The 26,701-nt window shown below is 51.1% G+C and carries 25 protein-coding genes; 8 read left to right on the top strand and 17 right to left on the bottom strand.

Translation table 11 applies throughout. The annotated features are described in order from the left end of the window. Positions 1-194: 194 nt before the first annotated feature. Both ACR02O_RS01105 and ACR02O_RS01100 read left to right on the top strand, forming a co-directional pair. Complete coding sequence (locus tag ACR02O_RS01105) at positions 195-1,895, top strand: glycoside hydrolase family 17 protein (protein WP_494522597.1); 1,701 nt, start codon at positions 195-197, stop codon at positions 1,893-1,895. Between the two features lie 237 nt (positions 1,896-2,132). Next, a complete protein-coding gene (locus ACR02O_RS01100; protein ID WP_458138500.1) occupies positions 2,133-2,819 on the top strand; it encodes a hypothetical protein in 687 nt (228 codons plus the stop codon). A gap of 127 nt (positions 2,820-2,946) precedes the next feature. Here the strand turns inward: ACR02O_RS01100 and ACR02O_RS01095 are convergent, their stop codons facing one another. From ACR02O_RS01095 to ACR02O_RS01080, 4 genes are all read right to left on the bottom strand, one after another. Continuing rightward, a complete protein-coding gene (locus tag ACR02O_RS01095; RefSeq protein ID WP_171696802.1) occupies positions 2,947-4,257 on the bottom strand; it encodes a GGDEF domain-containing protein in 1,311 nt (436 codons plus the stop codon). 13 nt (positions 4,258-4,270) lie between these two features. After that, on the bottom strand, positions 4,271-5,797 hold the full coding sequence (locus tag ACR02O_RS01090) for a GGDEF domain-containing protein (RefSeq protein ID WP_494522596.1): 1,527 nt from the start codon (positions 5,795-5,797) through the stop codon (positions 4,271-4,273). A gap of 125 nt (positions 5,798-5,922) precedes the next feature. Next, the gene (locus tag ACR02O_RS01085) at positions 5,923-6,528 is read right to left on the bottom strand and encodes a thiol:disulfide interchange protein DsbA/DsbL (protein ID WP_033158503.1); all 606 of its coding nucleotides are present in this window, start codon (positions 6,526-6,528) and stop codon (positions 5,923-5,925) included. A 349-nt stretch (positions 6,529-6,877) separates the two neighbouring features. Further along, complete coding sequence (locus ACR02O_RS01080) at positions 6,878-7,561, bottom strand: c-type cytochrome (protein ID WP_033158505.1); 684 nt, start codon at positions 7,559-7,561, stop codon at positions 6,878-6,880. 111 nt (positions 7,562-7,672) lie between these two features. On the opposite strand from ACR02O_RS01080, the gene yihA reads away from it, so the two are divergent. The 4 genes from yihA (at position 7,673) to ACR02O_RS01060 (ending at position 10,003) form a co-directional block, all read left to right on the top strand. Further along, complete coding sequence (gene yihA / locus ACR02O_RS01075) at positions 7,673-8,293, top strand: ribosome biogenesis GTP-binding protein YihA/YsxC (RefSeq protein ID WP_033158506.1); 621 nt, start codon at positions 7,673-7,675, stop codon at positions 8,291-8,293. Positions 8,294-8,602: 309 nt separating this feature from the next. Then, the gene (locus ACR02O_RS01070) at positions 8,603-8,989 is read left to right on the top strand and encodes a hypothetical protein (protein ID WP_171696798.1); all 387 of its coding nucleotides are present in this window, start codon (positions 8,603-8,605) and stop codon (positions 8,987-8,989) included. After that, positions 8,989-9,384 carry a glycine zipper family protein gene (locus ACR02O_RS01065; protein ID WP_033158508.1) on the top strand — a complete coding sequence of 132 codons (396 nt, stop codon included), beginning with the start codon at positions 8,989-8,991 and terminating at the stop codon, positions 9,382-9,384. The genes ACR02O_RS01070 and ACR02O_RS01065 overlap by 1 nt, the downstream gene beginning before the upstream one ends. 103 nt (positions 9,385-9,487) lie before the next feature. Next, on the top strand, positions 9,488-10,003 hold the full coding sequence (locus ACR02O_RS01060; RefSeq protein WP_494522595.1) for a septal ring lytic transglycosylase RlpA family protein: 516 nt from the start codon (positions 9,488-9,490) through the stop codon (positions 10,001-10,003). A 71-nt stretch (positions 10,004-10,074) separates the two neighbouring features. Here the strand turns inward: ACR02O_RS01060 and ACR02O_RS01055 are convergent, their stop codons facing one another. The 6 genes from ACR02O_RS01055 to ACR02O_RS01030 form a co-directional block, all read right to left on the bottom strand. Beyond that, complete coding sequence (locus tag ACR02O_RS01055) at positions 10,075-11,544, bottom strand: methyl-accepting chemotaxis protein (RefSeq protein ID WP_033158510.1); 1,470 nt, start codon at positions 11,542-11,544, stop codon at positions 10,075-10,077. Positions 11,545-11,547: 3 nt separating this feature from the next. After that, complete coding sequence (locus tag ACR02O_RS01050) at positions 11,548-12,087, bottom strand: PAS domain-containing protein (RefSeq protein WP_171696795.1); 540 nt, start codon at positions 12,085-12,087, stop codon at positions 11,548-11,550. A 157-nt stretch (positions 12,088-12,244) separates the two neighbouring features. Continuing rightward, on the bottom strand, positions 12,245-13,039 hold the full coding sequence (locus ACR02O_RS01045) for a response regulator (protein WP_033158512.1): 795 nt from the start codon (positions 13,037-13,039) through the stop codon (positions 12,245-12,247). A 3-nt stretch (positions 13,040-13,042) separates the two neighbouring features. Continuing rightward, the gene (locus ACR02O_RS01040; protein WP_494522594.1) at positions 13,043-14,485 is read right to left on the bottom strand and encodes an HDOD domain-containing protein; all 1,443 of its coding nucleotides are present in this window, start codon (positions 14,483-14,485) and stop codon (positions 13,043-13,045) included. A 4-nt stretch (positions 14,486-14,489) separates the two neighbouring features. Continuing rightward, positions 14,490-17,297: a valine--tRNA ligase gene (locus ACR02O_RS01035; protein WP_494522593.1), complete on the bottom strand. Its 2,808-nt coding sequence runs from the start codon at positions 17,295-17,297 to the stop codon at positions 14,490-14,492. A gap of 231 nt (positions 17,298-17,528) precedes the next feature. Then, positions 17,529-18,215: a hypothetical protein gene (locus tag ACR02O_RS01030; protein WP_445367224.1), complete on the bottom strand. Its 687-nt coding sequence runs from the start codon at positions 18,213-18,215 to the stop codon at positions 17,529-17,531. 228 nt (positions 18,216-18,443) lie between these two features. Here ACR02O_RS01030 and ACR02O_RS01025 point away from each other — a divergent pair, with 228 nt between their 5' ends. Next, positions 18,444-18,974, top strand: a complete 531-nt coding sequence (locus tag ACR02O_RS01025) for an MOSC domain-containing protein (RefSeq protein WP_494522592.1) — start codon at positions 18,444-18,446, stop codon at positions 18,972-18,974. A gap of 82 nt (positions 18,975-19,056) precedes the next feature. Here ACR02O_RS01025 and ACR02O_RS01020 read toward each other — a convergent pair whose 3' ends face one another. From ACR02O_RS01020 to ACR02O_RS01000, 5 genes are all read right to left on the bottom strand, one after another. Next, a complete protein-coding gene (locus ACR02O_RS01020) occupies positions 19,057-19,818 on the bottom strand; it encodes a hypothetical protein (RefSeq protein WP_494522591.1) in 762 nt (253 codons plus the stop codon). A 3-nt stretch (positions 19,819-19,821) separates the two neighbouring features. Further along, positions 19,822-20,244, bottom strand: coding sequence for a YqaA family protein (locus tag ACR02O_RS01015; protein WP_494522590.1), 423 nt, complete (start codon positions 20,242-20,244; stop codon positions 19,822-19,824). 48 nt (positions 20,245-20,292) lie between these two features. Further along, a complete protein-coding gene (locus ACR02O_RS01010) occupies positions 20,293-21,042 on the bottom strand; it encodes an IS5 family transposase (RefSeq protein WP_129871393.1) in 750 nt (249 codons plus the stop codon). Positions 21,043-21,158: 116 nt separating this feature from the next. After that, positions 21,159-22,055, bottom strand: a complete 897-nt coding sequence (locus tag ACR02O_RS01005) for a cupredoxin domain-containing protein (RefSeq protein WP_033158519.1) — start codon at positions 22,053-22,055, stop codon at positions 21,159-21,161. A gap of 133 nt (positions 22,056-22,188) precedes the next feature. Next, positions 22,189-22,782, bottom strand: coding sequence for a hypothetical protein (locus ACR02O_RS01000; RefSeq protein ID WP_033158520.1), 594 nt, complete (start codon positions 22,780-22,782; stop codon positions 22,189-22,191). 312 nt (positions 22,783-23,094) lie between these two features. Between ACR02O_RS01000 and pgi the strand changes: the two genes are divergently transcribed. Continuing rightward, positions 23,095-24,732 carry a glucose-6-phosphate isomerase gene (pgi, locus tag ACR02O_RS00995; RefSeq protein ID WP_171696783.1) on the top strand — a complete coding sequence of 546 codons (1,638 nt, stop codon included), beginning with the start codon at positions 23,095-23,097 and terminating at the stop codon, positions 24,730-24,732. Positions 24,733-24,952: 220 nt separating this feature from the next. On the opposite strand, the gene ACR02O_RS00990 is transcribed toward pgi, so the two are convergent. Together ACR02O_RS00990 and ACR02O_RS00985 are read right to left on the bottom strand one after the other, a co-directional pair. Then, entirely contained in the window at positions 24,953-25,786 is an 834-nt protein-coding gene (locus ACR02O_RS00990) for an alpha/beta fold hydrolase (RefSeq protein WP_494522589.1), read from the bottom strand. A gap of 65 nt (positions 25,787-25,851) precedes the next feature. Next, positions 25,852-26,574 carry an Lcl domain-containing protein gene (locus ACR02O_RS00985; protein ID WP_494522588.1) on the bottom strand — a complete coding sequence of 241 codons (723 nt, stop codon included), beginning with the start codon at positions 26,572-26,574 and terminating at the stop codon, positions 25,852-25,854. Positions 26,575-26,701: the final 127 nt, after the last annotated feature.

Genomic DNA, 26,701 nt, shown 5'->3' with positions numbered 1-26,701 from the left:
AAGCCAGATACTGTAACCAGAACCCATGGGTAAAGTACAGTAAATATTTAATGAACTCGCGACAATCCTGACCGTTATTACTTAGCTGCCAAACGATGTAATTCTGGAAGGCGGCTAATGCCTTATAATTCCATGACGAGCGATTATTGCCAGTCAATCCGCGTCATTTTTGCAACAGACCCCTCAGTCAGATTATGCCCAGCATCAGAGTAACGCTTTGTTTGATTTTCATTTTTTTAGTTCACGGCAGTTTTGCCTGGTTGAACAATCAGCCGCAAGACGCTGGCACGGACGTGCCCTCCGGCAAGTTGATGAGCCTGTCCTTTGCGCCGTTTCGGGAGGGCTTTAGTCCGCTGGAAGAAAAATTCCCGTTGCCGGAACATATCGATGAAGACTTGCGTCTGCTGGCCGACAAAACGGAAAGCATCCGCACTTACTCCAGCCTTGGCGGCCAGCAACCCACTCCGGCGTTAGCTCGCAAACACGGATTGAAGATGATCCAGGGCGCCTGGCTGGGTTACGGTTACAAAGACAACAGTAATGAAGTTAATGCGTTGATCAAATCGGCCAATGAAAACCCCGACGTGGTGAAACGAGTGATTGTCGGCAACGAAGTGCTATTGCGCGGCGACATGGATGTCGACAGGCTAATCGGCTATATCCGCGAGGTGAAGAAAGCGGTCAAGCAACCCGTGTCTTATGCCGACGTGTGGTCGATGTATATGAAGTACCCCAAACTGATCAACGAAGTGGACTTCATCACCATTCACATCCTGCCTTATTGGGAGGATGAACCCATTTCGGTGGAGAATGCCTCGCAGCATCTGGAAAAAATTGTCAAACAGGTGGAAGACGAAGCCCGTGGCATCGCGCCCGGCAAACCTATATTGATAGGTGAATCCGGTTGGCCCAGCGCCGGCAGACAGCGCGGCATGGCCATTCCTGGTGTCGTCAACGAAGCCAAATTCATTCGCGGCATGATCCAGGTCGCCAATCGCCACGGCTTTGATTACAACATCGTCGAAGCCTTTAACCAACCTTGGAAAAGTGAACTGGAAGGCGTGGTGGGGGCCAATTGGGGCTTGTTCTCGGCGGATCGCGAACCGGTATTTCCGTTGACCGGCCCGGTCAACGAAGCACCCAATTGGCCGGTCCGCTTTGCCGTCGCCACGCTGATCTGGCTGTTGGCAATCGCGAGGTATTCCAAAAAGCTGGAGCAAGCCTCGCTGATCCGCATGTTGGCGTTTTTCACCCTGGCGCAAGTCTTCAGCGTTTGCCTGGTGACATTGGCCGATTTTCTCTGGTACACCAGTTACAGCACTTGGCAAAGGCTTTATACCGTAGCCCTGGTGATCGCGAATACGATTCTCGGCGCGCTGTTGCTTGAGCGTGGTAGCGATATTTTGGTCGATAAACCAGGCAGCATTAAGTTGGCCAATAGCTTGAGAGCCGGTTATCTAATCTTTATATTGCTGGCGCTTTATAAAACCTACGGACTAGCCATGAATGGGCGCTATTTGAGCTTTCCGATCGAGCAGTTTGCCATTCCGGCTTTTGGGGTGTTCGGTTTGATTGCTTGCCTATGGCTAAAGGAGCGTAAATTCAATGGCCGAGTTTTGGCGTTTGACAGTCTAATTGGCGGGAACTTGCAAAGCCGCCGTGATCGGTTCTTGGCTTATTTACTGAGTTTTGGCGCTATCGCGCTAATACTGGGAGAGATCAAAGCCTTTATGGATGGCCGGGATTTCATTCAAGCTCACCCAGGCTTTTCAGAAGGCCTGCCATTTGCGCTGAGCTACACCTTGTATAACCAACAGTTGCTTGGCTGGCTGGCTTGTTTGCTTACGCTGTCCTTGCCGTTCTGGACTCAGCATCGCAGCAAACAGGACGCTTAAGTTTTACGTTAACGGGTATGACGCCGTAATACCTGTTTTTCAACCCGAAAAGTCGTTGTTATATTGAGTGACAGTTTGCCGCGCGTCAATTTGTCACATTTTCAAAACGCGCTTCCAGCATTAAACTGTATGCAACTCTTATGTATGCGCTCCCTCTCCTAAAGGGTAAAGAGTTTTAATATCCTTCCTCAATGCGGCCCTTGGGCCGCATCTTTTTTCTGGATGAGGTTGCTGTCTATGGAACGAAACTACTATTCAACTACGTCAACTTTCGTGCACCCTAACGAACTCAATTGGCGCACAGCTTTTCATGAAGCCGGTCATGCCGCGGCTATCCATCTTGGCAATCGCCAAAAACAATTACCTCCGGTATTTTTTGAAATACATGTCAAACGGCCCGTTAATGCTTACGACGATTTTTTTGCGAAAGTGGTAGACGGCAACTTAATCCAAAACTTGCCGATTGCTGTTGTGGAAAGCTTTAACGACTTATCCGACGATAGTCAGCAGCACGCCTGTCAACGCGCTTACGAAGCGGATGTTGTCAACTTATTGGTTGGACCTTTGGCGGAAGCCAAATACGTGTCCATTCGTGATGACGAAGTTTTTAATATCAATCTAATAAGTTTCAATGCCTTACATAACTACGGCGGCTGCAGCGATCTGGAAAAGGCGCTCAGTTACCTGGATCACTTCATCGCGTCAAAAAGTCAGCGGGAAGAGAAAATGCAGGAATTGTTGCTTCAGGCTTTTCGCTTTATCGACAATCGCCGCCACTGGAAATGTATCCTTAATTTAGCCCACTATATCCTGGACAGTCAGCAGGAAATCATCTCCTGCGATGAGGCAATCGGCATATTCGACCGTTGCCTAACAGCCAATACACCGTTCAGATCGGTTAGCTATCCATTTTTATTTGGCTGAGAGTAAGCGAACAGATTGCTCAGTTGTGGGGAGCGCGTTTTGTAGAGGCGATGCTAAAAAACTAACTTTTTGCGCTAGATAGCCAGTGTTCTAAAAGAGCCGCCAAAAAAGTGGGGACTCGTAAAGATTATCGTTCGAACACCGTACAGCGATTGCGCCCACCTTGTTTGGACTGGTAGAGCGCCTGATCGGCCCGCACGAACACATCGTCATGCATGTCACCGTCTATAAACTCACTGATACCGCAGCTCAGGGTTAGATTGATATTTTCGCCGTTAGAATTAAATCCGCAGCTTTTAATCATCTTGCGGGTGTTTTCCGCCATTTCCAGCGCCTGAAGCGCACTAGTGTTGGGCATCAGCATGACAAACTCCTCGCCGCCGTAACGGGCGACGAAGTCCGTTTCCCGGCAGTTGTTCAACAATAGCTGAGCCACCAAAGCCAGGGTTTTATCGCCGGACTTGTGGCCGTAGGTGTCATTGATTTGCTTGAAAAAATCTATATCCCAAATGATCAGCGCTAGCGGAGCCTTATAACGCTTCCAACGTTTCAATTCCATTTCCGCACGATTGTTATACGCCAGACGATTCGGCAATCCGGTCAAGGAATCGCTTAGGGCTTTGTCGTGCTCTATTTTAAGTTTAACGCGCAGGGTCTCGGTCTCAGTTTCCAGCTCCTGTAATTTTTGCGTCATTGACTCAATTTTTTCTTGCGCATCCCGCTGCCTTTCATCTTCTATTTGTTTATGCTCAAGTAACCGCTCCAGCAAGCGATCAAGATGCTCGGCTGTCTGGTTCTTCAGCAAATCGAGTTCTTCAGCCGCCTGTGTCGAGTCTTTTAGATTACCGACTTGCCTGTGAATTTCGGTGTTCATAATCTCGCGATCATCAATCAATGCGCGATTAGCTTGTCCAGCGGTTTCTACGTCTTGTCCGAGCTCGTCCAGCCTCTCGCTTAAATCACCGAGAAATACATCGATACCTTTCTGCTCGGAGGCGCTGTAATCCTTGATGTTCAGCAGCAATGTAATCGCTGAGTCGATGACTTTCTTATACGAATCCTCGCTGAGATTAGCTCTGACCCGTTGCTTTAATAGCGACGTCTGCTGCTGAAAACGTAAAGGCACCTCAGTTTCGCCAAGCAGTTCATCCAAACGCTCCAGCAAATAGTTGTGTTGTGACTCAGTAGCATCGTCTTCCCCGACGCTCACATTCTGCTTGGCTTGCTTGGAAATGTGTAACAAAGTTTTAGAAACCGCTTGCAACTCAGGCAGTAGTTCCTGCGCATTCGCGCCGCTGCGCAATTTTGCACCTATTGCCAGAAGATGGGGCTCCAACAACTTGTGGCTGCCTTGGCAAAAAATCAGCAGCTGAATAACGAGCTTGTATAAAAACTTTTCGTTATCGAGCGGTGCGGAATAAGGGTTAGCAGTTGCCATGAATCAGACTTGGTTACACGACAACGCAGCGGTTACGGCCGGTTTGTTTGGCGCGGTACAAACCTGAGTCGGCTCGATTGAAAATCGATTCGTTAGTGTCGCCATCGATAAATTGGCTCATTCCGCAGGATAAGGTGATCGACACTTTGTTGCCATTGGCATTGAAGCTACTGTTTTCCAGGGTTTTTCGAAGCTTTTCCGCGATCACCAAGGCGGATTTGGCATCAGCGCCGGGTAATATCATCACAAACTCCTCGCCGCCGAAACGCGCCACGAAATCGGTTTCCCGGCAGTGTTTGAGTAATAATTCGGCTATCACAATCAGGGCCTTATCCCCGCTTTTATGGCCGTAAGTGTCGTTGATGCTCTTAAACAGATCCACGTCCCAAACCATTAGCGTCATCGGCGATTTATGCCGTCGGCAACGCGCCATCTCATCCGCCAATCGATCTTCGAACGCCAACCGATTGGGTAGATTAGTCAACGGATCGCGGGTCGCGCGATGTTGGGCCAGATCCAGTTTCGAGCGCAACTCAGAGGATTCGGACTCCATTTCCCGCAGCCTTTGCGACAGGATCTGCATGTCCCGTTGGGTTTTATCGCGTTCCTGCTGTTCCTGGAGATTGTGTGCTTGGATCTGTTGCGTGATAGTGGTTAATCGACTGCTGACAATTTGCTTCAGCGGCTCAAGCTGCGTCGCGTTCTCGGACTTTTCGCGTAGCTCCATAATTTGCTCGGATACCGCTTGATCCAGCAGATTGCGCTTTTTAACCCTTATTTCGTTGGCGGCGTTAACACCGGTCGCTTTTACACCTAATTCGGTTAATTGCTCGGTCAATTTCGACAAAAATGCCGCCATCTCCTGCTGTTCGGATTCCAAATGTTTTTTTATCGCCAACAGCAATGCAACCGTATCGTCAAAAATAGGCCCTAAGGCTTGATCGGCATGCAGCCGGTTTTTGATCTTTTCGGCGTCTTCGGCAAAAACCAACGGAATTTCCGCATTGTCCAACAAACGAACCAGTTGAATATTGATGGCTTTAGCATCCGCTCCGGTTAGCTCCAAGGCCAAGTCCATGTTGGCAAGCGGCTTGTTGCCCTCTATAAGCTCCAACAGTGCCAGATAAAAGGCCTGATTGTTACTGAACAGGCGGTTTTCGTATTTTTCGCGAATCTCATCAAGCTGATCCGAGTGTTGGGGATATTGTTTGCCAAGAAACTCGAACAGCAATGAAGCGTCGATGAGGGTAGGCTCGGGCGATTCTTCCAGCATTATCAGCGCATTAGAAAAAGCCGATAGCTCTTTCTGCAATTGCTGACTTTGCAGGCCGCTTTTTAATAAATTGCGAATACGGTTTAAGTGAGGATCGAGTTGCCGGTTCAGGCCTTTAACGGCCAGCGCAAAACGGACGATAGTTTTGCACAACAACTCTTCGTTGGCTTTGTATTGTTTTTCAGTGTGTTCCTGGTCGTCCAACAGCTTGAGGTATTTTTCCTTCCACCTGTCCGGACCCTCATCCTTGTTTTTAAAAAAAACCATGAAACGTGCCCTAATTCTTAAATTCTTAGTCGCTTGATTATAGACTATCGTTGAATTTGTGAAGAATATCCTACAATCAGCATTCGCCCCTCACGTCCTTGTGCGGCAATTCGTTAGTGGGGCGTTTATTTTTTCTGGCTTTCTTGTGCGATCAATTGATTGACTACGGTCAACATGTTGGCTTGAGATTTGGCCGATTGAGCGGTGACTTTGTATTTGCCGTTGACAATCAGCGCAGGTACGCCACTGATACCGTAACGAGGGCCGGTAGATTCGGCTTGACGCAGCTTGGCATCGACCAAAAACGAGTTAAAAGCACTCCGAAAATCCTCGTCCTTAACGCCATGATCTGCAAAAAACTTAGCCAGTTCGTCTTCGCTGACTAATTTTTGCTTCTTGTTCTGAATCGCATCGAACAGATCGGCGTGGACTTTATCCAAAATGCCTAAAGCTTCGGCCGTAAAATAGGCCTTGGCATGCTTGCCCCACAGATCGCTGAATACCGCCGGCTGACGGATAAACTCAACATTGGCGGGTTTGGTTTTCAGCCATTCCACCATAGACGGCTCCAGGCTATAGCAATGCGGGCAGCCGTACCAAAAAAACTCGATCACTTCGATCTTATCCGGATTTTGTACCGGCTGTGCCGGCGTTATGGCTTCGTAACCGCCTTCTGCATTTACCAGCGAAGAAAAGCCCAACAGTCCCAACAATGCGATTATTTTTAACATCAACGTTCTCCGTAATAATGTATTCCCGATAAAAAACCATGTTTACACGCAGATGCGTAAACAATTTGACAAAAAATCGAACGTATTCGCCCAGTCAATGACTGGTCCGCACCTCGTCAGCCCTCACTCCGTAACATTCAAGCAAACGCAGTTCTGTAATCTAACCCAATCTGTTGCGGAGCTGACCTTGTCCAGTTTTCAAGGCAACGCTTCCGCGCCGGCCTTCAGGAAGAGAGCTTTCAGAACGAGGAAGGCAGGTTGCGACAAGAACGAGGAAGAGAATTTAATCCTTGTGAATCAAGGACTGGTCAAATCCGGCAGAGCAGCAACTCCGCCGGATAACGAAGGCTTATTTCATCGTGGAGATGTAATAAGCAACCGCTTTAATATCCTCGTCAGTCATTTTGGTGGCGATCATGTGCATCATGTTCTCCCGGTTGTTGCTGCGGGCACCGGTTTTGAAATCAGTCAGACTTTTAATCAGATAATCGGCGTGCTGCGAATGTAAGGACGGGAATGAGGCCGGTTTATTGCCTTCGGCATAAGGGCCGTGGCATGCCACGCACGCCGAGACTTCGCGGCTGATATTGCCGTTACGGTATAAGTCGCTACCTTGCGTAATTAAGGCATCCAGCGCGGCTTTTTCTTGCTCAGGGGTTTTTGCGGGCGCATCGTCGTCGTCATTCGCCGGCAGTTTGGGCGCCGGATTGGTGGAAATTTTGTTGCCGGCATAATAACTGGCAAGCTCTTGAATTGTTTGCTCGTCAAGGCCCGCCGCTAATGGCGCCATCATCGGGGCCAAGCGCGCGCCGCTCTTGAACGCTTGTAATTGCTTAACCAAATAAGTTTGATGCTGTCCCGCCAATTTCGGAAACGCCGGCATCGTGCTGTTACCGTCTTCGCCGTGGCAGCCCGCGCAACTGGCGGCTTTGGTTTTTCCGGCGCTGGCGCTGGCATTACCTTGCGCATTTACATGACCGGCGGCAGTTGCCAACAACAAAGAGATGGAAACAGTCAGCAATTTTTTTATCATTATGGGCCCCTGCTCAGGAAGGTTGATTCGATATAAAGCAAGCTGATGTCAGCCGCCGGACGTTATAATGCCCGGATTCTAACCGATTTATAAACACTAAGCGAGACTGTGATGAATCCCATCTACCACCAGGCCAAGTTCATCAACAGCGCCCCCAAACTGAAGGATGCGCCGCCCGACCAAGGCATGGAAATCGCTTTCGCCGGCCGCTCCAACGCCGGTAAATCCAGTGCAATCAATACGCTGGTGCAACAAAATGCCTTGGCCCGCGTCAGTAAAACCCCCGGTCGTACCCAATTGCTGAATTTTTTTGAAATTGATGCTCAACGCAAACTGGTCGATCTACCGGGTTACGGCTACGCGAAAGTGCCGGAAGCCATCAAAAAAGACTGGCGGCAGATGATGGAAAGCTACTTACACGACCGTCAAGCTTTGTGTGGTATCGTTCAAGTCATGGACATCCGCCACCCACTCACCGATTTCGATTGGCAAATGGTTGAATGGTGCGAACATCGCAAATTGCCCTTGCACATTCTGTTGACCAAATCCGACAAGCTGAAATTCGGCGCGGCCAAGACTACGTTATTGCAGGTGCAGCGGGATTTGAGTCAGGCGGATATTGTGGTGACTTTGCAATTGTTTTCCGCTTTGAACAAAGTCGGCATTGACGATGTGCACCAGGTTTTGGATGAGTGGTTTGGGTTCAGGAAGATGGTGGTGTCGGAGGAGTAGACTTCGCTGTTCTGACGAGAAACGCATCGGTAGATTTCCAACTTCAAACACAAGTTGAAACGGTCCAAAAAAACGCTAAGTATTTTACAACCCACCGCGAATGCAGTTATCGCCCGTTCTGTTTAATGACGAATCAGGGCCTTCAAGGTCGGACAAGAATATGCCCAGATAATTGCTGATTTCGTTGCTTAACGGGCTAATCGGCGCGGCGAGATTCTTAATCCGATCATAATCTGCCCTTAATTCTGTTTTAAGCCAGTCTCCCTAGAATTTGCTGCAACTGAATAATTTCCCAACAAGGAGTCATATATGTTCAGAGTGACAAAAATCATGTTGATCGGTTTGTTGTTTTCGTCAGCGGCTTTGGCCGATGACGATTGGGGCGAGCATCGCCATCATCGGCACCACCACCATCACGGTCACGGTTATGGGCGCGAGTATTACCCCGCTTACCCTGTGGAGCGGGTGTATGTGCCCGAGCGAGTAGTGGAATATGTGCCCATGCAACAGCGCTATTACGCGCCGCCGCCACCCCCGCCAGTTAGATATGGCGGTTACGACCAACGTTCTCCGCAAGGCTTGGTTGGCGGTTTGGTGGGTAGTGCGATGGGTTATGAAATGGGTCGCGGTGACCCATTGGCGGCCGGTATTGGTGCTGCCGCCGGTTCGTGGATTGGCAATGGGATGAATAGATAATGACGAAGCTAACAGTCTGTTCAGTTACTGTCGCTTGTCTGTTGGTATCGGCTTGCGCTTCGCAAACCGGCTGGACGCCAACCGTCGATGCTTACAATAACCCAAATTCTTACCGCTTGAATCAGGATATGCATGAGTGCCAGCAATTGGCATCGCAAGCGTCCGGGGGTACTGCGAAAGAAGCCGCAATAGGTGCCGGCGTTGGCGGCCTGATTGGCGCGGCCGGTGGCGCCGCTTTGGGCGCAGTCCTTGGCAGCCCTGGAAAAGGCGCGGCTATCGGTGCGGCTGCCGGCGGTATCGGCGGTGCATCCAAACAAGGTATTCAATCCGAAGACCGCTATAAAAACGCCTACAACAACTGCTTACGCCAACGCGGCCATCGGGTAGTTAACTGAGCAATCCGTCAGGATAAGCCGGCTCGGCAATCTCGTCTGAATTTTTCAACTCTATCCATTGAAGACTGCTTGTTTAAGCAGTCTTCCTCGCGGAGAAACAGTTATGTTTTTAAACACGGTATCGGGTTTTTCAAGCCGATTTAGCCTCAACGTGCGGCGATGGCATACAGTTATGCCGCTGATGTTTATTAGTCTACTTAGTGCCTGTTCCAGTGTGCCGACGCTGCAACGCACTGACGATCAAGCCATGCTGACCGGTACGACCAAGACTACTTACAGCAAATCTTATAAAGTCAAAGGTAAAATTTATTCCCCGCTGCACAGCGCGCTAGGGTACAAAGCACAGGGATTGGCTTCCTGGTATGGCGCAGAATCCGGTAATTTTACGGCCAATGGCGACCGCTTCGATCCGCGCGGCATGACGGCGGCGCATAAAACGCTGCCGATTCCCTCTAAAGTTCGGGTTACCAATCTGCGTAACGGCCGTTTTGTGGATGTGGTGATCAACGACAGGGGGCCATTCAAGGCTAATCGACTTATCGATCTGTCCCAGGGCGCGGCGGAACAGATCGGTATGCACGGATTAGCGGAAGTGACGGTGGAATATTTGGGAAGTTAGGCAGCTCAGTGCATATTGCTGCGCTTTGCACCGAAGCGACTTGCGCTACGGCGATTCTGTAAAGCGGTGGACTATATGTTTTTATGCCTTTCTTCCACCATCGCGTCGATATACTGCATCACCTCGGCGCTGGCGGCCTCTGCCAGTTGCATTTGCCGAATGATCTCATCCAGCATGCCTGGATCATCCACCCATTTGGATCGAGAGACTTCATAAGCCTTTTGCGTCGTCCTATGCACCTCGGCATGCGGCTGATTCAATTTGGCGTAAGCGCTGGTCGAGCGGAATTTTTCATAGCCCAGCCCTTCGTAATACCACTTTCCTAACCGGCAATTATGGTTGTCTACCATGATGGCTTGGTGATGCGGACACTCGCTGAAGGTTTCTATCGCCACATAGCCGTTTTGTTTGTAAACCACATGATCCAGTTTGGCCAGGACGCCGAAGGATTTGTCTTTTGCATAAGAAATGTAATCGACCGAAATTTTTGCCGACTGCGAGAGATTGGAAAACTGCTGGCGGAACGAGTTGACCTGAGCCAGTATCTCTTGCGACAGCGATGACGAACTTTCTGCCTCGATTTGCATTTGTTCGACTCGTTTATTAAACGACTTTAATGTTCTGGAGACTTCCAAAGCGGCGTTCTTGGTATGCTCGGAGAGATTTTTGACTTCGTCCGCGACTACCGCGAAGCCCCGTCCATGCTCGCCAGCGCGTGCCGCTTCTATGGAGGCGTTTAAGGCCAGCAGGTTGGTTTGATCGGCAATTCCGGTAATCATCGATAAGGATTCAGTAATTTTTTTGCTGTCGTTAATCAGCGCACCGATCACATCCGACACCGAATGTACATTGGCATTGATGTCGGACAGGGAGTTGCTGATGGTTTCCACTGCCGATAGGCTGGCGTTGGCGTTTTCACCCGTTTCCACAGCAATATTTTCTACTTTCTGCATTTGCTCGGTGATATTGAGCAAGTCGCTCTGATTGCCTTTCAGATTGTTGAGCAGATTGTTGGTGTTGAGCGCATGCAGACCGGCCGATAAACGCCGCTTTATCGTCAATTTGTCGTTTTCATCCATTAATTTGATGGCGTCGTTCATATTCTTCGCCGACTTTTTCAGTATGCCCGGAAAGCCGTCAACCAAGGCATAACGGTCATAATTGCCTTCGGCTGCGTGCTGGAAACAGGAGTTCATTTCTTTGAAGTAAGACTCCATGATGTCCAGGGTTTCATTGAGCTCCCAAGCGATCTTACCGACCTCGCCCATGCCTCGCGTTTTGGTGACGCGATGATAGAGTTGGCCTTGATTTGTGTGTCTCAGCACTTCTTCTATACGCTCTAATACCAGCAGGCATTGTTTGCCGGCGTGCCATGCATCCAGAGCTATCACCGGCAACGGCAGCAGCAAGCCAAGCATGAGCCAGGAAAAGCCATGCGTGATAAGCGTGTAGACGAATGCCGCAACAGTAAAAAATATAACGGCTGCCACCGCATAATTCAGCTTGGTTCTTAAAAACGGAATATTGGCATTTGAATTCATGGCTTACACTCCGTTGGGCTTGTAAAGGCTTAGCACCAGGCTGTTGTAATTTTTAGCGCCGGATTGCTGAACCACGTCAAATAGGTATTCCAGCGATTTATCCGGGGCATCTTTGACTGAATGGCGTTTCTCGATGGCCAACATTTCCTGATAAATCGGTATGATGACCCCCAGTGCGTTACGGGGCGGATTACGGCGCACCGAATAGTAACCCTGCAATTTACCGTCCTTGTCATAATCCGGCGTAATGTTGGCAAATACCCAATAAAATCCGCCATCCCGGCATAGATTTTTGGCAAACCCGAAAAACTCATCACCGGCTTTTAAGGTATTCCACATAAATCTAAACACGCCGCGCGGCATATCCGGGTGTCTGATGATGTTGTGTTGTATGCCCAGCAATTGGTGTTCCGGATAGCCGGCGATTTCCATAAAAATGCGATTAGCGTAAGTGATCCGCCCAGAGGTGTCGGTCTTGGAAACGATAAAATCATCGTCCGCGAGTTTTTTTTCGTTATTGTTAGGCGTGATAGTCGGCTTCATATTCCGTACCTTAATTTGGGGCTATTGGTGGTCAGTCCTGGCATATTTTGCGCGAAAACCGGATGAGCTCGATCATGGCCGCATCGGACATTGGTTCGATCCGGGATTCTCATAGCCGTGCATATTGTGGGGTATTCGCTCGCCACACAAGATTAGCTCAATTGAGCAAATTAATCAGAAGGCGCTTGATTGAAGTGGCTTCGAAGGGCTTGTCTAGTATGGCGGAGACTTCGGATTTTTCGATGGCCGCCAGGCGGCTTTCATTTTGCTCGCTGGTGACCATCAAAATAGGTACCGAGCCGCGCTCGGAATGGTTGCGAATGTGATCGACCAGTTGTAGGCCATCCATCTGCGGCATGTTGTAGTCGGTGACTACCAGATCGAAATACTGCTGATTGAACATTTGCAGCCCTTGTTTGCCGTCATGAGCGGTCACAATTTGCCCAACGCCAATATTTTCGAAAACCCGGGTCAAGTATTTCAACGAGAATTCGCTGTCGTCCACCAGCAGCACGCTTAGGTCCTCTATGTCCAGATGGGTGAGGTTAAGTTTTTCCGGGCGAACATACTCCAGCGTGGAATGCAGGGCGGTTTCCAGGGCCTGACGGGTAAACGGCTTGGGTAATATGGCGATGGCGCCGGCCTGGCGGATCGGTTCCAGATATTTGATATTGGTCTCGCTGGAAATCAGCAAAAAAGCCATTTCGTAGGATTCGTCGTGTTTGCGAAGCGAGGTTACCAACTCCACGCCGGTCATGTCGGGCAAATACATCGAGCTGATAATCAGATCGGGCCGGGAGTGCTGTAAACGCTCGAACAACTCCGCGCCGGTATTTAGGCAGGTAATGTCGTTGATATCGCAAGCATGTAAAAAATGGGAGATGATTTGCTGCTGAGTATGTGACGGTTCGACGAGAAAAACCTGAAGATTGGCAAGCTGATAGTCTGTCATGGATTAGTGGTTTTTCATGCAGTATAGGGTTAAGCCGATATGCGCTTGTTTGGCAAAATGCTTGGCTGCGGTGAAGTCCTCGCGCGTTAAGGGTAGTCCATGAATAGAATGGTCGCAATAAATGAGGCCCACGGTCTTTTTCTCCGCATAAACCGGGAAAACAAAGCACTCGTATTCGCCGATATGCTGGCGGATTTGCGGCGTGTAAAGCTCGCGATGTTGCTGGGGAAACAGCCAGACGCCTTCTTGCTGTTGCAAGGCGTGAAACAGTAAGTTCGCGGAGGGTTCGGAATTGTAAATGCGAATTTTTTGGTCAAGCCCGATTTTATGCCAGCCTAAGGAAAATTTTTCGTTTAGCGTCTGTTTATCCGGACTGAGCAGCATGAACAAAGTTCTGTCCATTTCCACGCCGCGATGTATGCCTTCCAGCACCATTTCAAACAGGCCGTTGAGATCGATTTGACCGCTGATATGGCTGCTGATGTCTTGCAAAATTTGAAATTGCAGCTGTTTCTTGTCGGCCTTTTCCTCTTCAGCGTCTTCGAATTTGGCGATGATGGCTTCGGTGCTGATGAATTTGGAGGCATCGTTGGCGCCAAATTGGCGGGCGATATGTACGGCTTCCGAGGTGTTTTTGTCGATCTTTGTTTTCAGGATTTCCGTTGGCAGGCCGGTGAATGCGGCGACTTTCTGCAGACAAGCCCGCATGGCGTCTGAGTCGCGGCCGGCTTTTAGAGCCAAGCAAATCTGATGCCCTAGTTGCACCATTTGCACCCGTTTTTCCGCGGAATCCGGCTTGGCGATGGCGTCTTCTATCAGGCCGCCCAGGCTCCAGGATTTGCTGAGTTTTTTGCCTAAGTCCTGCAAGGTAAAGCCCAGCACCTTTTTCTCGGCTTCGCGATTGTTTAGGCCGCTTTTTTCGATTTGCTCATGGACTTTTTTGGATTGCGGATTGCCGGAGCACCAGAAGGCAATGTGGCCGATATTGTGCAGTAGCGCCGCGACAAACACTTCCTCGGGCGAGGTATCTCCCATGCTGAGCGCCAAATCCTTGGCCTGGACGGCGGCATGCAAGGCTAACGCAATTTCTCGATTAGCCCTGTCCTTGTTGGTGGACGACAGCATCGCTTCGAAAAACGAGCAAGCCAGCGTCAGCTCTCTGATCACCTCCGCGCCCAATACCACGATGGCGCGCGATACGGTGCTCATCTTTTGTTTCGATGGATTGTAGTAAGGGCTGCTGCCCACCTTAAGCAGCTTGGCGGTGAGGTTGGGGTCTTGCAGAATTACCGTCGCCAGCTCGATGGCCCCCTTGTGCCTGTCGTCCAACGCCGCGTAGATGTTATGCGCGGTGTTGGAGAAGATCGGCATTTCCTGCACGCGCAGCAGCTCTGACCATTCGTCCAGAGTTTGCGGTGGCTTTTGTGGGGTGCCGGCGGGGGACATATATTTATAACGCTTTGATTTTGGCGAATTGCTCGTTCAGGTTTTTTAAGGACGACTGCAAGCCCGCCAGTTTCTCACGCTCTTTCTCGATGACTTCCGGCGGCGCTTTATCCACAAACGCCGCGTTGCCGAGCTTGCCCTCGATACGCGGCAGTTCTTTTTCGATACGCTGAATTTCCTTGTCCAGCCTAGCTAGTTCGGCGTCCTTATCAATCAGACCGGCCATTGGGATCAGGATTTTCATGTCGCCGACCAGCGCAATCGCCGATTCCGGCGCGTTGTCGTCCGCCGCCAGCCAGGTAATGCTTTCCAGGCGGCCCAGTTTCAGCAGATAACTTTCGCTGTCTTTCAAATAAGCTTGATCGGTGTCGCTGCCGTTTTGCAATAACACGCTTAGCGGTTTGCCGGGGGCGATGTTCATCTCGCCGCGGATACGGCGGATGCCGAGGATGAAGTCCATCGTCCACTGGACTCGGGCTTCCGCGTCGGTGTTGATAGCCGTGCTATCGCTTTCCGGGTAAGGCTGCAGCATGATGGTTGCTGCGGTGACACCTGCTAGCGGGCCAACCCGTTGCCAGATTTCCTCGGTGATGAAGGGCATGATGGGGTGCGCCAAACGCAACACGGTTTCCAGTACTTTCAATAACGATTGGCGAGTGCCGCGTTGCAGCGTTTCGTCGTCGCTTTGCAAGGAGATTTTTGCCAGTTCCAGATACCAATCGCAGTATTCGTTCCAGGTGAATTCGTAAATGGCTTGCGCGGCCAAGTCGAAGCGGTAGCTGTTGATCGCATCGGTAGTCGTAGCGATGGTGCGGTTCAATCTGGACAGAATCCACAAGTCGGCCTGGCTGTATGTGCATTCTGCGCAATCGATGCCGTTATCCTGCTCTTCGGTGTTCATCAACACATAACGCGCCGCGTTCCACAATTTGTTGCAGAAGTTGCGGTAGCCTTCGGTACGCTGCAAGTCAAAGCGAATGTCGCGGCCGGTCGAAGCCAGCGACGCAAAGGTAAAACGTAGCGCGTCAGTGCCGAACGATTGAATGCCGTCCGGGAATTGCTTGCGGGTGGCTTGTTCGATCTTTTTGGCCAGATGCGGCTGCATCATGCCGGACACCCGTTTGGCTACCAAGGCTTCCAAATCAATGCCGTCGATGATGTCGATAGGATCCAACACGTTGCCCTTGGATTTCGACATTTTCTGGCCTTCGGCGTCGCGCACCAGGCCGTGGATATACACTTCCTTGAACGGCACCTGTCCCTGGAATTTCAAGCCCATCATGATCATCCTTGCAACCCAGAAGAAGATGATGTCGAAGCCGGTGACCAATACACTGGTGGGGTAATGCTTCGCCAGTTCCGGGGTTTGTTCCGGCCAGCCGAGCGTAGAGAACGGCCACAGCGCCGACGAAAACCAGGTATCCAGCACGTCTTCGTCTTGCTTGAGCGGATAATCCGCAGCTAGGCCGTGTCTCTCGCGGATTTCCGCCTCGGAATGGCCGACATAGGTATTCCCCTGGTCGTCGTACCAGGCCGGAATCCGATGTCCCCACCAGATTTGCCGGGAGATACACCAATCCTGGATATTGCGCATCCACTCGAAATAAGTATTCTTCCAATTGTCCGGTACGAATTTTATGGCGCCGGTTTCCACCGCTTCGATGGCCGGCTTGGCCAACGGGGCGATTTTGACGTACCACTGGTTGGTCAACAAAGGCTCGATCACCGCGCCGGTACGGTCGCCGCGCGGCACCATTAGTTTGTGGTCGGCGATTTTTTCCAGCAGGCCTTGGGCGTCCAGATCGGCAACGATGCGTTTCCGCGCCTCGAAGCGATCCATGCCGATATAAGCTTCAGGAATAATCGTAAAGCCGTCGTCGTTGCCGCGTATTGCCGCATCGACCGTGAAGATATTGATCAAGCCGCCGTGCGGCAGGTCGGCGATGGCCGAGATTTGTTTATGCCGCGACCAGACTTCGTAGTCATTGAAATCGTGGGCCGGGGTGATTTTCACACAGCCGGTCCCGAATTCCGGATCGACATATTCGTCGGCAATGATGGGAATACGGCGTCCAGTCAGCGGCAACTCGACAAATTCGCCGAGCAAATGTTTGTAGCGCTCGTCGTCGGGATGAATCGCCACCGCTGCATCGCCGAGCATGGTTTCCGGACGGGTGGTTGCTACCAATAAGTGGCCGGTGCCGTTGGTCAACGGGTAACGCATATACCACATTGAACCGTTTTCTTCTTCCGACAGCACTTCCAGGTCGGAAACAGCGGTGTGCAACACCGGGTCCCAGTTCACCAGGCGCTTGCCACGATAGATCAGGCCTTCTTCGTACAATTTGATGAACACTTCCTGCACCGCGTCCGACATGCCGTCGTCCATCGTGAAGCGCTCTTTTTCCCAATCCAGCGACGAACCCATACGCCGCAACTGGCGGGTGATGGTGCCGCCGGACTCTTCCTTCCATTCCCAGACTTTCTCGATAAACGCCTCGCGGCCCAGGTCGTGGCGGGTTTTGCCGTCGGCGTTGATGATGCGTTCCACCACCATTTGCGTGGCGATGCCGGCATGGTCGGTGCCCGGTTGCCACAGGGTGTTGTAGCCTTTCATCCGGTGATAACGGGTCAGCGCATCCATGATGGTGTCTTGAAACGCATGCCCCATGTGCAAGCTGCCGGTAACGTTGGGCGGCGGAATCATAATGCAATACGACTCGCCCTCTTGTTTGGCCGCGAAGTAGCCGCTATCTTCCCAAAGTTGATACCAGCGTTGTTCGATTGCGTGCGGGGAATAGGTTTTTTCCATGTTCTCTGTTGAATGCGCTTGGGTTTAAATTAGGGGTGTATTTTAACCGCAAAACGACTGGCGACTAAGATTTAACCGGAAACTTACGCCGGTTGGGCGGCGAACATTTGGAGAAATCCGGCGGGGAAGGTTTTTCGACGTTAGCAAAATACGGGTGAGTGCCGAAAAGCAGTATTTTTTGGTTTAGGTAGGAATTAGGCTGCGGAAAACCCCGCAGCCTGGACTTGCAAATTATTTGCGTGATCGTTTTTTCTTGCTTGGCTCCGATGGCTCGGCAACCGGTTCTGGCCTTGCGGTCGAAGGCAGGCGCGCGGAAACTTCGGTTAAAAAGTCGTTTTCAAGTTTGTTAGAGGACTGACATGTGACATTGGTTGGGCGATAACTGACATCGGCTTTTTGTGTGTCCGGTTCGCGGGAGCTGAAATTCCATACGCCGACCCGCTCGACTTTGTCGCCGATTTTTTTGTCGATTACCAAAGTATATTGGCTGTTGATCTGAACCTGGGTCTTGTTATCGGCTACTGGACGAGCCATGACATTGGCTCTGCCCGAAAGATGCATAATCAGGTCGCTTATCGTCATATAGTTAATAACCGATTTGGGATCGGGATGGATAGTCTTTTGGGCGCTTTGATTGCTTACAAATTCTCCGCAATTGACATAGGCGCCGATATTGCCACGGATATTGTCGTATTCGAGAGTCATCAAGCCGCTACCCTTGTCAAAGTTTTTGATATTGAAGAAGGTGGCGCCCGCGACATTGGTAATTGTTGACCAAGTTGAGTCGAAATTTGCATTCACTTCACGAGAATAATCCAAGGTTTGCGGCGCTTGCGGCGGCTGATAGACGCCGGTTGCGACGCAGCCAGCCAATAGGTTGCTAGCGACAAAAAGGGTGGCGGCAAGAAATTTATTCATAGAATTGTCATTATCCTTTGCTGATATTTGAGAAGCCGTTCGTTCCGAATGGCTCGATAGCTCCCAACTGAGTCTATCTGCTATGAATTATACACAAGCTTGAAAGGGCTAATGGCTCGTAGCGTCGACTAGCAAGTTCGACACCGGGGTAATGAAGTTTTTCATATTAGAGCGATTACGCTACGCTTTTACGCCTCAGATTAAATCGTCCTAACACTACGTTCAATTATGACTCTCCGCGATCTCACTCAACAATTCGCTTCGGAAGGCCGGATCGAAGCTATCATCCTGCGTCCCGAGCGAGGTAAACCGGCTGTTTCGGTTGCCGAGGTGCGGGCTGAGCCGGGGCAGGGGTTATTGGGGGATCGTCGGGTCAATAGCGCTCGTTCCGGCAGGCAATCGTCAAAACGCGAACTGACTTTGTTTCAAGCCGAGCATTTACCCATTGTCGCCAACTGGTGTGGACTCGCGGAATTGGAACCGAGTCGGCTACGGCGCAATCTCGTGGTTTCGGGACTCAACCTTATCGGTATGCGCTCGCCGTTTCCAGATTTGGTGTTGGAATGGGCGATTGGGGATGAAGTGATTATTCAAGTCACCGGCCCTTGTGATCCGTGCTCGAAAATGGCCGCCGAACTGGGGATGGGGAGTTATAACGCGCTACGCGGACATGGTGGGATGACGGCGCGAATTGTGGCCGGGGGCTTGATTCGGGTGGGTGACCGGGTGCGCTTGAATGCGATCCGGCATGTGGAATAATGTAGGCTGGGTTGAGCAGCGCGAAACCCAACATTGAAGGCGTTTTGCGGGGTATCGTTTCGCTCGACTCAGCCTGCAACGGTCACGCCCTTTGCCGCTGCAACACCAAAGCTGTTTTGGTGAATGCCTGCAATACCGGCCCGGCCCCGGCAATAGCCACCGCATCGACTAAGCAATACCAAGCCGCTACACCGCTAGGCGGGTTGCCTTGCGGTAGGTGCGAGGCGGGGTCGATCTCGGCCCAGGCCCAGGTGCCGGCGCTGGTGCCGACGATTTCCAGCCAGGAGGTAATGAAGAACGCACCCAAATAAACCATGGGTGAGCGGCCTTTGAACAAGTAGCCCAAGAACACCACAAACAGCACCGCGCCGATGATGTCCAATCGTCCGAGGCCGCTCAGCCCCCACGCCACCCAGGTGCCGCAAGCCGTCACAACCAAAACGGCAATGCGGCGTGCGTGTTGCTGAAATAGTCCGGAGCGGCCCAGTGCGACGGCGGTGAGATACACCAGTCCGTGACCGGCGGGTACGTAAGCCGGAACATTGCCGAAGCGGTAGATATAACCTTTCATGTACACGGAAGCGAAATATTCGCCGATCACGGCAAAGGTTACCGCCACCGCCACCTGGGTGCGCACATACTTGCATTCGCCGCGCAGCCAGGCTATCAAAAACAGCCAGCCGAAAAACGCCAGAACGTATTGCATGAATTGCGGCGCGAAGCCGTCCATCGTCAAACAGATGGTGGTGGTGACAAAGGTAAACGCTGCAATCTGATAATCGCGTTTATTGTGCTCAGCGACTGTATTGACGGCGGGGAAGTGCGGTAAGGAAAACAAACTCATGGCTTAGACAAAGGCGTAGGCAACGGCGATATAACGCAACACTTTACCTAAAAAAATCGCCAACAGCGAGGATAGGATGGAAAGGCGCAGCCAGCCACCGGCAAAACACAGGCCATCGCCAACCAGCGGCAGCCAGGAAAACAGCAAGGCCCAGCTACCCCAGCGACGCACGGTGCTTAATGATTTTTGATGTTGTTTGGCTATTGCTTCGGCGGGATATTTTTTGGCGGCCCATAGGCCTAGCCACCAGGTGGTCATGGCGCCCAAGGTGTTGCCGATACTGGCGATAGCTACTAACTGGCTGACGGAATGTTGTTGGCTGTTAACCAGGTAGGCCAGTACGGCTTCCGAACCGCCGGGTGCGACGGTGGACGAAATGAAAGCGCTGATAAATAATCCCAGAGGGCCGAGCGATTCTAACTGCATTTGTTTGGCTCATAAAAAAAGCCCCTGAAACTAGGGGCTGTTGCCGTTTCACATCGGTAACCATATAAATGCACAAGCCAGGGCGATAGCACCTTCAAAATTGCGTTTTAGTTTGTCATATCGGGTGGCAATAGCTCTAAAATGTTTCAGTCGCGCAAATACGTTTTCAACGAGGTGGCGATATTTATAGAGACACCAGTCCATTTCCTCATTCCCGACTATTGAATTTTGTTTTCTTGGGATGATGGGGACTGTGCCTTGGTCTCGAATTTGAATCCGTAACGGCTCGCTGTCATACCCTTTGTCTGCAATCATGTAGCCCGCCTGGGGGAGCTTGGCCACAAATTCCGGCGCTTCTTTGCAGTCATGTACTTCGCCCCCCGTAATCGAGAACTGGATGGGAAGTCCACCGGCATCAACCGCCATATGGATTTTGGTCGTGTTGCCTGCGACCGATTTCCCGATGGCTGTTGGATTTTCATGGGCGCCGCCGCTACTGTGTTGATGGGCTTTAATAATGCTGCCATCAATAAATAGCCATTCCAAATCAGGCTCAATCACTAGCGCTTGAAAGATACCCCTCAGCTTTTCTTGCAGTGACCAGGCATTGAAGCGCTTGTACACGGCATTCCACTTGCCAAAAGCGACGGGCAAGTCTCGCCAAGGGCAGCCAACACGCAAGCGATAAAAAATCCCTTCGACCGTTTGCCGAAGACCGGGTTTGTCGTAAATGCTGAAACTCAACATAATCGTTTTTAGCTTTTCCCAGTGGGTATCTGTAAGCAGTTGGCGTGGCATTCGCTAGTTATCGTTTGATTGAAAACTCAATCAATATGGCTCGCCAATCGATTTTCAAAGGGATTATGACAAAATGGCAACAGCCCCTACTGTTTCAGGGGCTTTTTGCTTAGTCTTTATTTGTCCGGTAAGGCGATGACGTTTTTGCCGGATACCATTTTTATCAGCTTGCCGATCAGTTGCATGACATAGCCAACAGCGTGAGCGACTTGCTCCAGTACGGTAGCAACAATTTCGCCGGCGCTCATGCCTTTAAAGCGTTTCGCCAGCCAAGGTGCGGCAATAAAACCGATAGCCAAACCGACTACGGTGGTGCCGGAAACAATCGAATCATCGACTGCGGCAACAGGCACGGGTGCCGCTGCCACTACTGGGGCTGCCACTGGAGTGCTGGGGGCTGGCGCGTCGAGTTTAGGATCGTAGGGTCTGCCGCTGTAATCATCCGGGAAAATCGCCGCGGTTACCCCAGGAATGCTGGGCAAGTCCTCGCTGCCTTTGCCGACCTTCAATTGGGCTTTCATACCTTTTTCCATGTGCTGCGCGATGTCGCAATGCACTAGATAGGTTTTGTCGCCCGGCGGTAGGATTAGCGTGCCGGATACTTTGCCGGGACCGCTGACTTCCAAATGGAACATGCCTTTGGGGTACAAATATTTGGGTAAGCCGTGCATCATCCATTGATGACGGATTTCATCTTCATTGACGAAATGTACAGTCAGTTTGGTGCAAGGTTCGAATTGAAACTCCTGCTGATCGAACGCAAACATGGTGCCGGGGAATTTCTCGGAATATTTGTGCCCGGCATGCACGGTAATTTCCTTGGTTGCGGCAATTTTGTCGCAGCCGCCGGGCAAGGTGTCGGTGTTCTGGCCCATGACCATGCCGCCATCCATATCCATCAAATGGCCGTCGCCGTGGTTCATCATCTGATTGTGATCCTGCATTTCTTTTGCGGACGCAGCAGTCACAGATAAGGCGCAGACCAGTGTGGCAAGTGATACGAATTTGAACATTATTGCATTACCTCAAAGGGGCTTCGTGTATAGCGTGGATTATGCCGCGATAGTTCTGATTGACAAGGCTGCCGGACATGACGTTATTCCGCCGCGCAGCATAGGCGGAATAACGGTTCTTGCGGCGTAATTCTTAGATTTCTTTCGCTTTACCAATTATGCCGTCAACTTTGCGTTTGAAACCGGCGTTAGACAGATAAAGGACGTACAAGCCAGCGAACAACACCAATGCATACAAGGCATAACTACCTTTGCTGGTCGGTTGACCCGCACCGGCTTTAAAGCTCATGTGTGCATCCAATCTTTCGCCATTATCTTGCAGTAGCGTGATGTGGATCAAATGTTTGCCGGCTTCCGGCACGCCTTGTGGCAGGTTCAGAATGACGGTGCCGGATTTATGTTTTTCGGCTGCTTGGAAGAAAACCCGTTTGCCTTCAGGCTCTTTGGTCACTTCAAATTCTATAGCCATGCCGCGATAGCGTTGGTCTTGATAGTCGAAGACCAATTGAGTCAATGTGTTGATATCGGGAATATTGCCGCAGAACTCTTCAGCCGGGTATGCGTTTGGCTGGTAGGCGGTGTAATGGATCCAGTGATCTTTTTCCAGTTCGAACTTACATTGGTCAGTATCAGTACCCGCGGCGCCACCGTGTGCCAATACTGTTGATGAAAAAATCAGGCCCAACAAGCCCAGTAAACCGTTTCTTAATATGCGAGAGCTTCTCATAAATACCCTTCCCGTGTTAATAAATGCTGTAGTTTTTATTATTTTTCATGTGGTTATACATGAACATGTTTAAATCATTGGCGAACGTAACTGCCTGATTTCGATCAAAACAGCGCTTAACTCTAGCACATCGCCCTAGCCAAAGAAAGGCTATCGTGCCGTAGTTGAGATGATCGATTCAAGCTGTAATTTTTTTTGTCAGCAATCAAAGACAATCCTTATAATGGGGTTATGAATCATCCCTTTAAATTGCCTCTGCCTGTTCAGGTCTACTGAAATATCCCCCTATCCGGTTAATTAAATAACAACAATATGTCCAAATTAATAAACTCTGCCGAATGGAATGCCGTTAAGCAACATCACCGCGAGATTGCCGGCAAATTTTGCATGAAGGATGCGTTCGATAAAGATCCGCAACGCTTCGACAAGTTTTCCGTGACATTTGGCGATTTGCTGTTCGATTTCTCTAAAAATCTAATTACCGAAGAAACTTTGCCTTTGTTGATTGAATTGGCAAGCCGCGCGGAGCTTTCCGCCAAGACCGAAGCCATGTTTTCCGGTTCCATTATTAATACCACGGAAAAACGCGCTGTCTTGCATACCGCTTTGCGCAATCGCAGCAACAAGCCGGTATTGTTTCGCGGTAAGGACGTGATGCCGGAAATTAATAAAGTGTTGGCGAAAATGCGGGTATTTACGGAACAAGTCCGTTCCGGCGCCTGGACCGGCTACACCGGCAAGACTATTACCGACATCGTCAACATTGGCATCGGCGGTTCCGATTTGGGGCCGAAAATGGTCGATACTGCATTGGCGCCTTACGGTAAAGATGGTTTGAAAGCCCACTTCGTTTCGAATGTTGATCAAACCGACATCGTGGAAACCCTGAAACCGCTCAACCCCGAGACTACCTTATTTTTGATCTCGTCAAAAACATTTACGACTCAGGAAACGATGACCAACGCCCGGTCGGCGCGTAACTGGTTTTTAAAAGCGGCGGTTGACCCGGCCAATATTTCCAAACATTTCGTGGCGATCTCGACCAATGTCGAAAAGGTCAAGGAGTTCGGTATAGACCCGGAGAACATGTTCGAGTTTTGGGACTGGGTCGGCGGCCGTTATTCCCTGTGGTCCGTGATCGGCATGTCCATTGCCCTATACATAGGCATGGACAATTTTGAAGAATTGCTGATGGGCGCGCATATCGCCGACGAACATTTCCGCAGTGCGCCATTCGAAAAAAACATCCCGGTCATCATGGGCTTGCTGGGCATCTGGTACAACAACTTCTTCGAAGCGGAAACCTACGCGATTCTGCCGTACGCGCAGTCCTTGAAATATTTTGCCGATTATTTCCAGCAGGGCGACATGGAAAGTAACGGCAAAAGCGCTACCATCAACGGTGAAAAAGTCGATTACAACACCGGTCCGATTATCTGGGGCCAACCCGGTACAAATGGTCAGCATGCCTTTTTCCAATTGATCCATCAGGGCACCAAGCTGATTCCCGGCGATTTCTTGGCGGCCGCGCAAAGCCAATACGACCTACCCGACCACCACGATATTCTGATTTCCAACTTCCTGGCCCAAGCCGAAGCGCTGATGCGCGGTAAAACCGAAGCGGAGGTTAGGGAGGATTTAAGCCATGAACCCAATCTGGATGACGCCCTGATTGCCTCCAAAATCTTCGAAGGTAACAAGCCATCCAACTCGTTTTTATTCAAAAAGCTGACCCCCAGAACCTTGGGTACTTTGATTGCGTTTTACGAACACAAAATCTTCGTACAAGGCGTGATCTGGAATATCAATTCCTTTGATCAAATGGGTGTGGAATTGGGAAAAGTGTTAGCGCGGGCGATTCTGCCGCAGCTGAAAAACGACGAGATGGTCACAGACCACGACAGCTCCACCAACGGCTTGATCAACGCTTATAAGCGCCTGCGTAAATAAGCTTACACAATAGGCTGTTTTAGAAAACGCACATTCTGTCTTTGGTAGGCAAGCCGTTTTCCAAACCTGAAGGTTGCAGCATATTTTCGCAGCCTTCAGGTGTCTTAACCCATCCAAGCATGATCTGTCTTGTTAACCTTCCGGGTTGCGCCGCTCACAGGGCGCAAATTGATTTAAAAAAACAAAAGTTAGGCTGCGATACTACTGGGCATAATCCCACTTAGGGTATCGCATTGGGCTTGGTGTCATTCGGCTGTTTGCTCAACAAGACTTCGTGGATTGCGGAAATGACGGACTCCGGCTTCTCCAGTGGAATGACGTGACCGCTATCTACCCAGCGTTGAATTGCCCCCGGATATAGCCGCGCAATATCCTTGCGTTTTTGATTGGCGTCGAGCGCCAGCGCAGAGGTATCCTCCAGAGGTTGCGCAGCGCTCAGCACTATTATCGGTCCGCCGCTATAGGGCGGGGCGGCCAATACTTCGTCACCGGTCAGGTCCAGAGCGGTCAGCTCTTGTTTGGCAGTTGCCGATGTCATCAAATCTAACAGCCAGCGCACCCAGAGCGGCCAGTTTTCGATTGCCCCGGCGCCTTTGAGTTGAGCAGGATGAGTGGAATCAACCAGAATCAAGGCCGCCACTTCATCTGGATGATGCCGGGCATACCATTGCATATACAACCCGCCCAGCGAATGCCCGACCAGCACATAAGGCGGCGTTAGGCCTTGGTTGACAAGCAATCCGCGCAACTCTTCGACGATATGCCGGCCGTCCCTCGCAGTGACCGCCTCTTCGCTATTCCCGTAGCCGGCGCGGTTGTAAACCAAGGCCGTGGTATCGCGCGCTATCGTGGGATAAATTTCTGCCCACCCTTCGATAGTCCCGCCCAGCCCGTTTTCGAAGATGACCGGTGCAGTCTGGTGTTTGCTAAGTGCAAATTCCACCTGCCGGCCGGCGACTTCTGCCGTTGTTATGGCGGGGATGGTGGCGGAGCAGCCGCTTAGCGCGATTAGCCATAGCAGAAAACTGACCGTTATGGATGGTCTAAATTTCATCGGCCGCTTCCTCTGTCAGTTGAATTAGCGCTGGGTGTGCTTCACGATGGTTATTCCTGGGGAAATTAAAGGGGGCGATGGTTTTGCCGGCGCTTGCCGCGAGCCAGCAAACCGGCCAGCCCCGCGCCGAACAGCCAAGCGGCGCCGGGCAGCGGTACCGCCGCGACATCGCCGTCGCGCACCGCCCAGACGTAATAATTGGTGCCTTTGCTGATGTAGTTTTGCATGCCGGTTGCGGTGCTCAGGTACCAGGCTTTGCTGGCGTCGCCACCGTAACTGGTGCCTAGCCAATAACCAAAGGATTGAATATGACTAAACAGACTTTCGTCGTCGGCAGTTGCCGGATCGTCGACGATGCCGTAGCCGGACTGCGGCCCGCCACGCGAATCGAGGGAGCCTTTGTTACCGAAGTCGCCGTAATAGAGATGCGCGAGCTCCGAACTGGCCGTGGAGACGTTGAATCCGCAATCGCTACCGCTGTATCCATAGTCGCAACCGGGCACGCCCAGGTCGTTGAAGGTCGGCAAGCGCCAATCGTTGTAGGTGGTTCCGCGCACACTGTCCGAGTAGCTGAGACCGTCCACCCAGGCCACGGCGTTTTGCCAGCTCATCTTGCCTTCGGCGTCGAAGCCGCTGGTTTTGGCGTAATTGGCGTCCGCCAGCCAGGTAACGTTTTGCGCACTATCGTAGATCAGGCCGCCGCCGCGGTCGAACAGCTGGGCTTCGGCGCTACCGGTCGCTAGCGTGCAGAGCGCGGATAACCCGGCGCATATAGCTTTATGTTTCATTATTTTTTCCAAAAAGTTAGTTATCGAAGACATGTAAATACTCGTAAACCTGCCTAGCGGCACCGAGCTTAAGGAGCATTATCGGAAGGTGCGTGTAGCCAGGGAACCCTACCGGAGTAGGGTGTTG

The organism is Methylomonas sp. PHL2-19 (assembly GCF_059331595.1).
The sequence above is the reverse complement of the archived record's forward strand: the minus strand, read 5'-3'. Positions and strand labels throughout refer to the sequence as shown.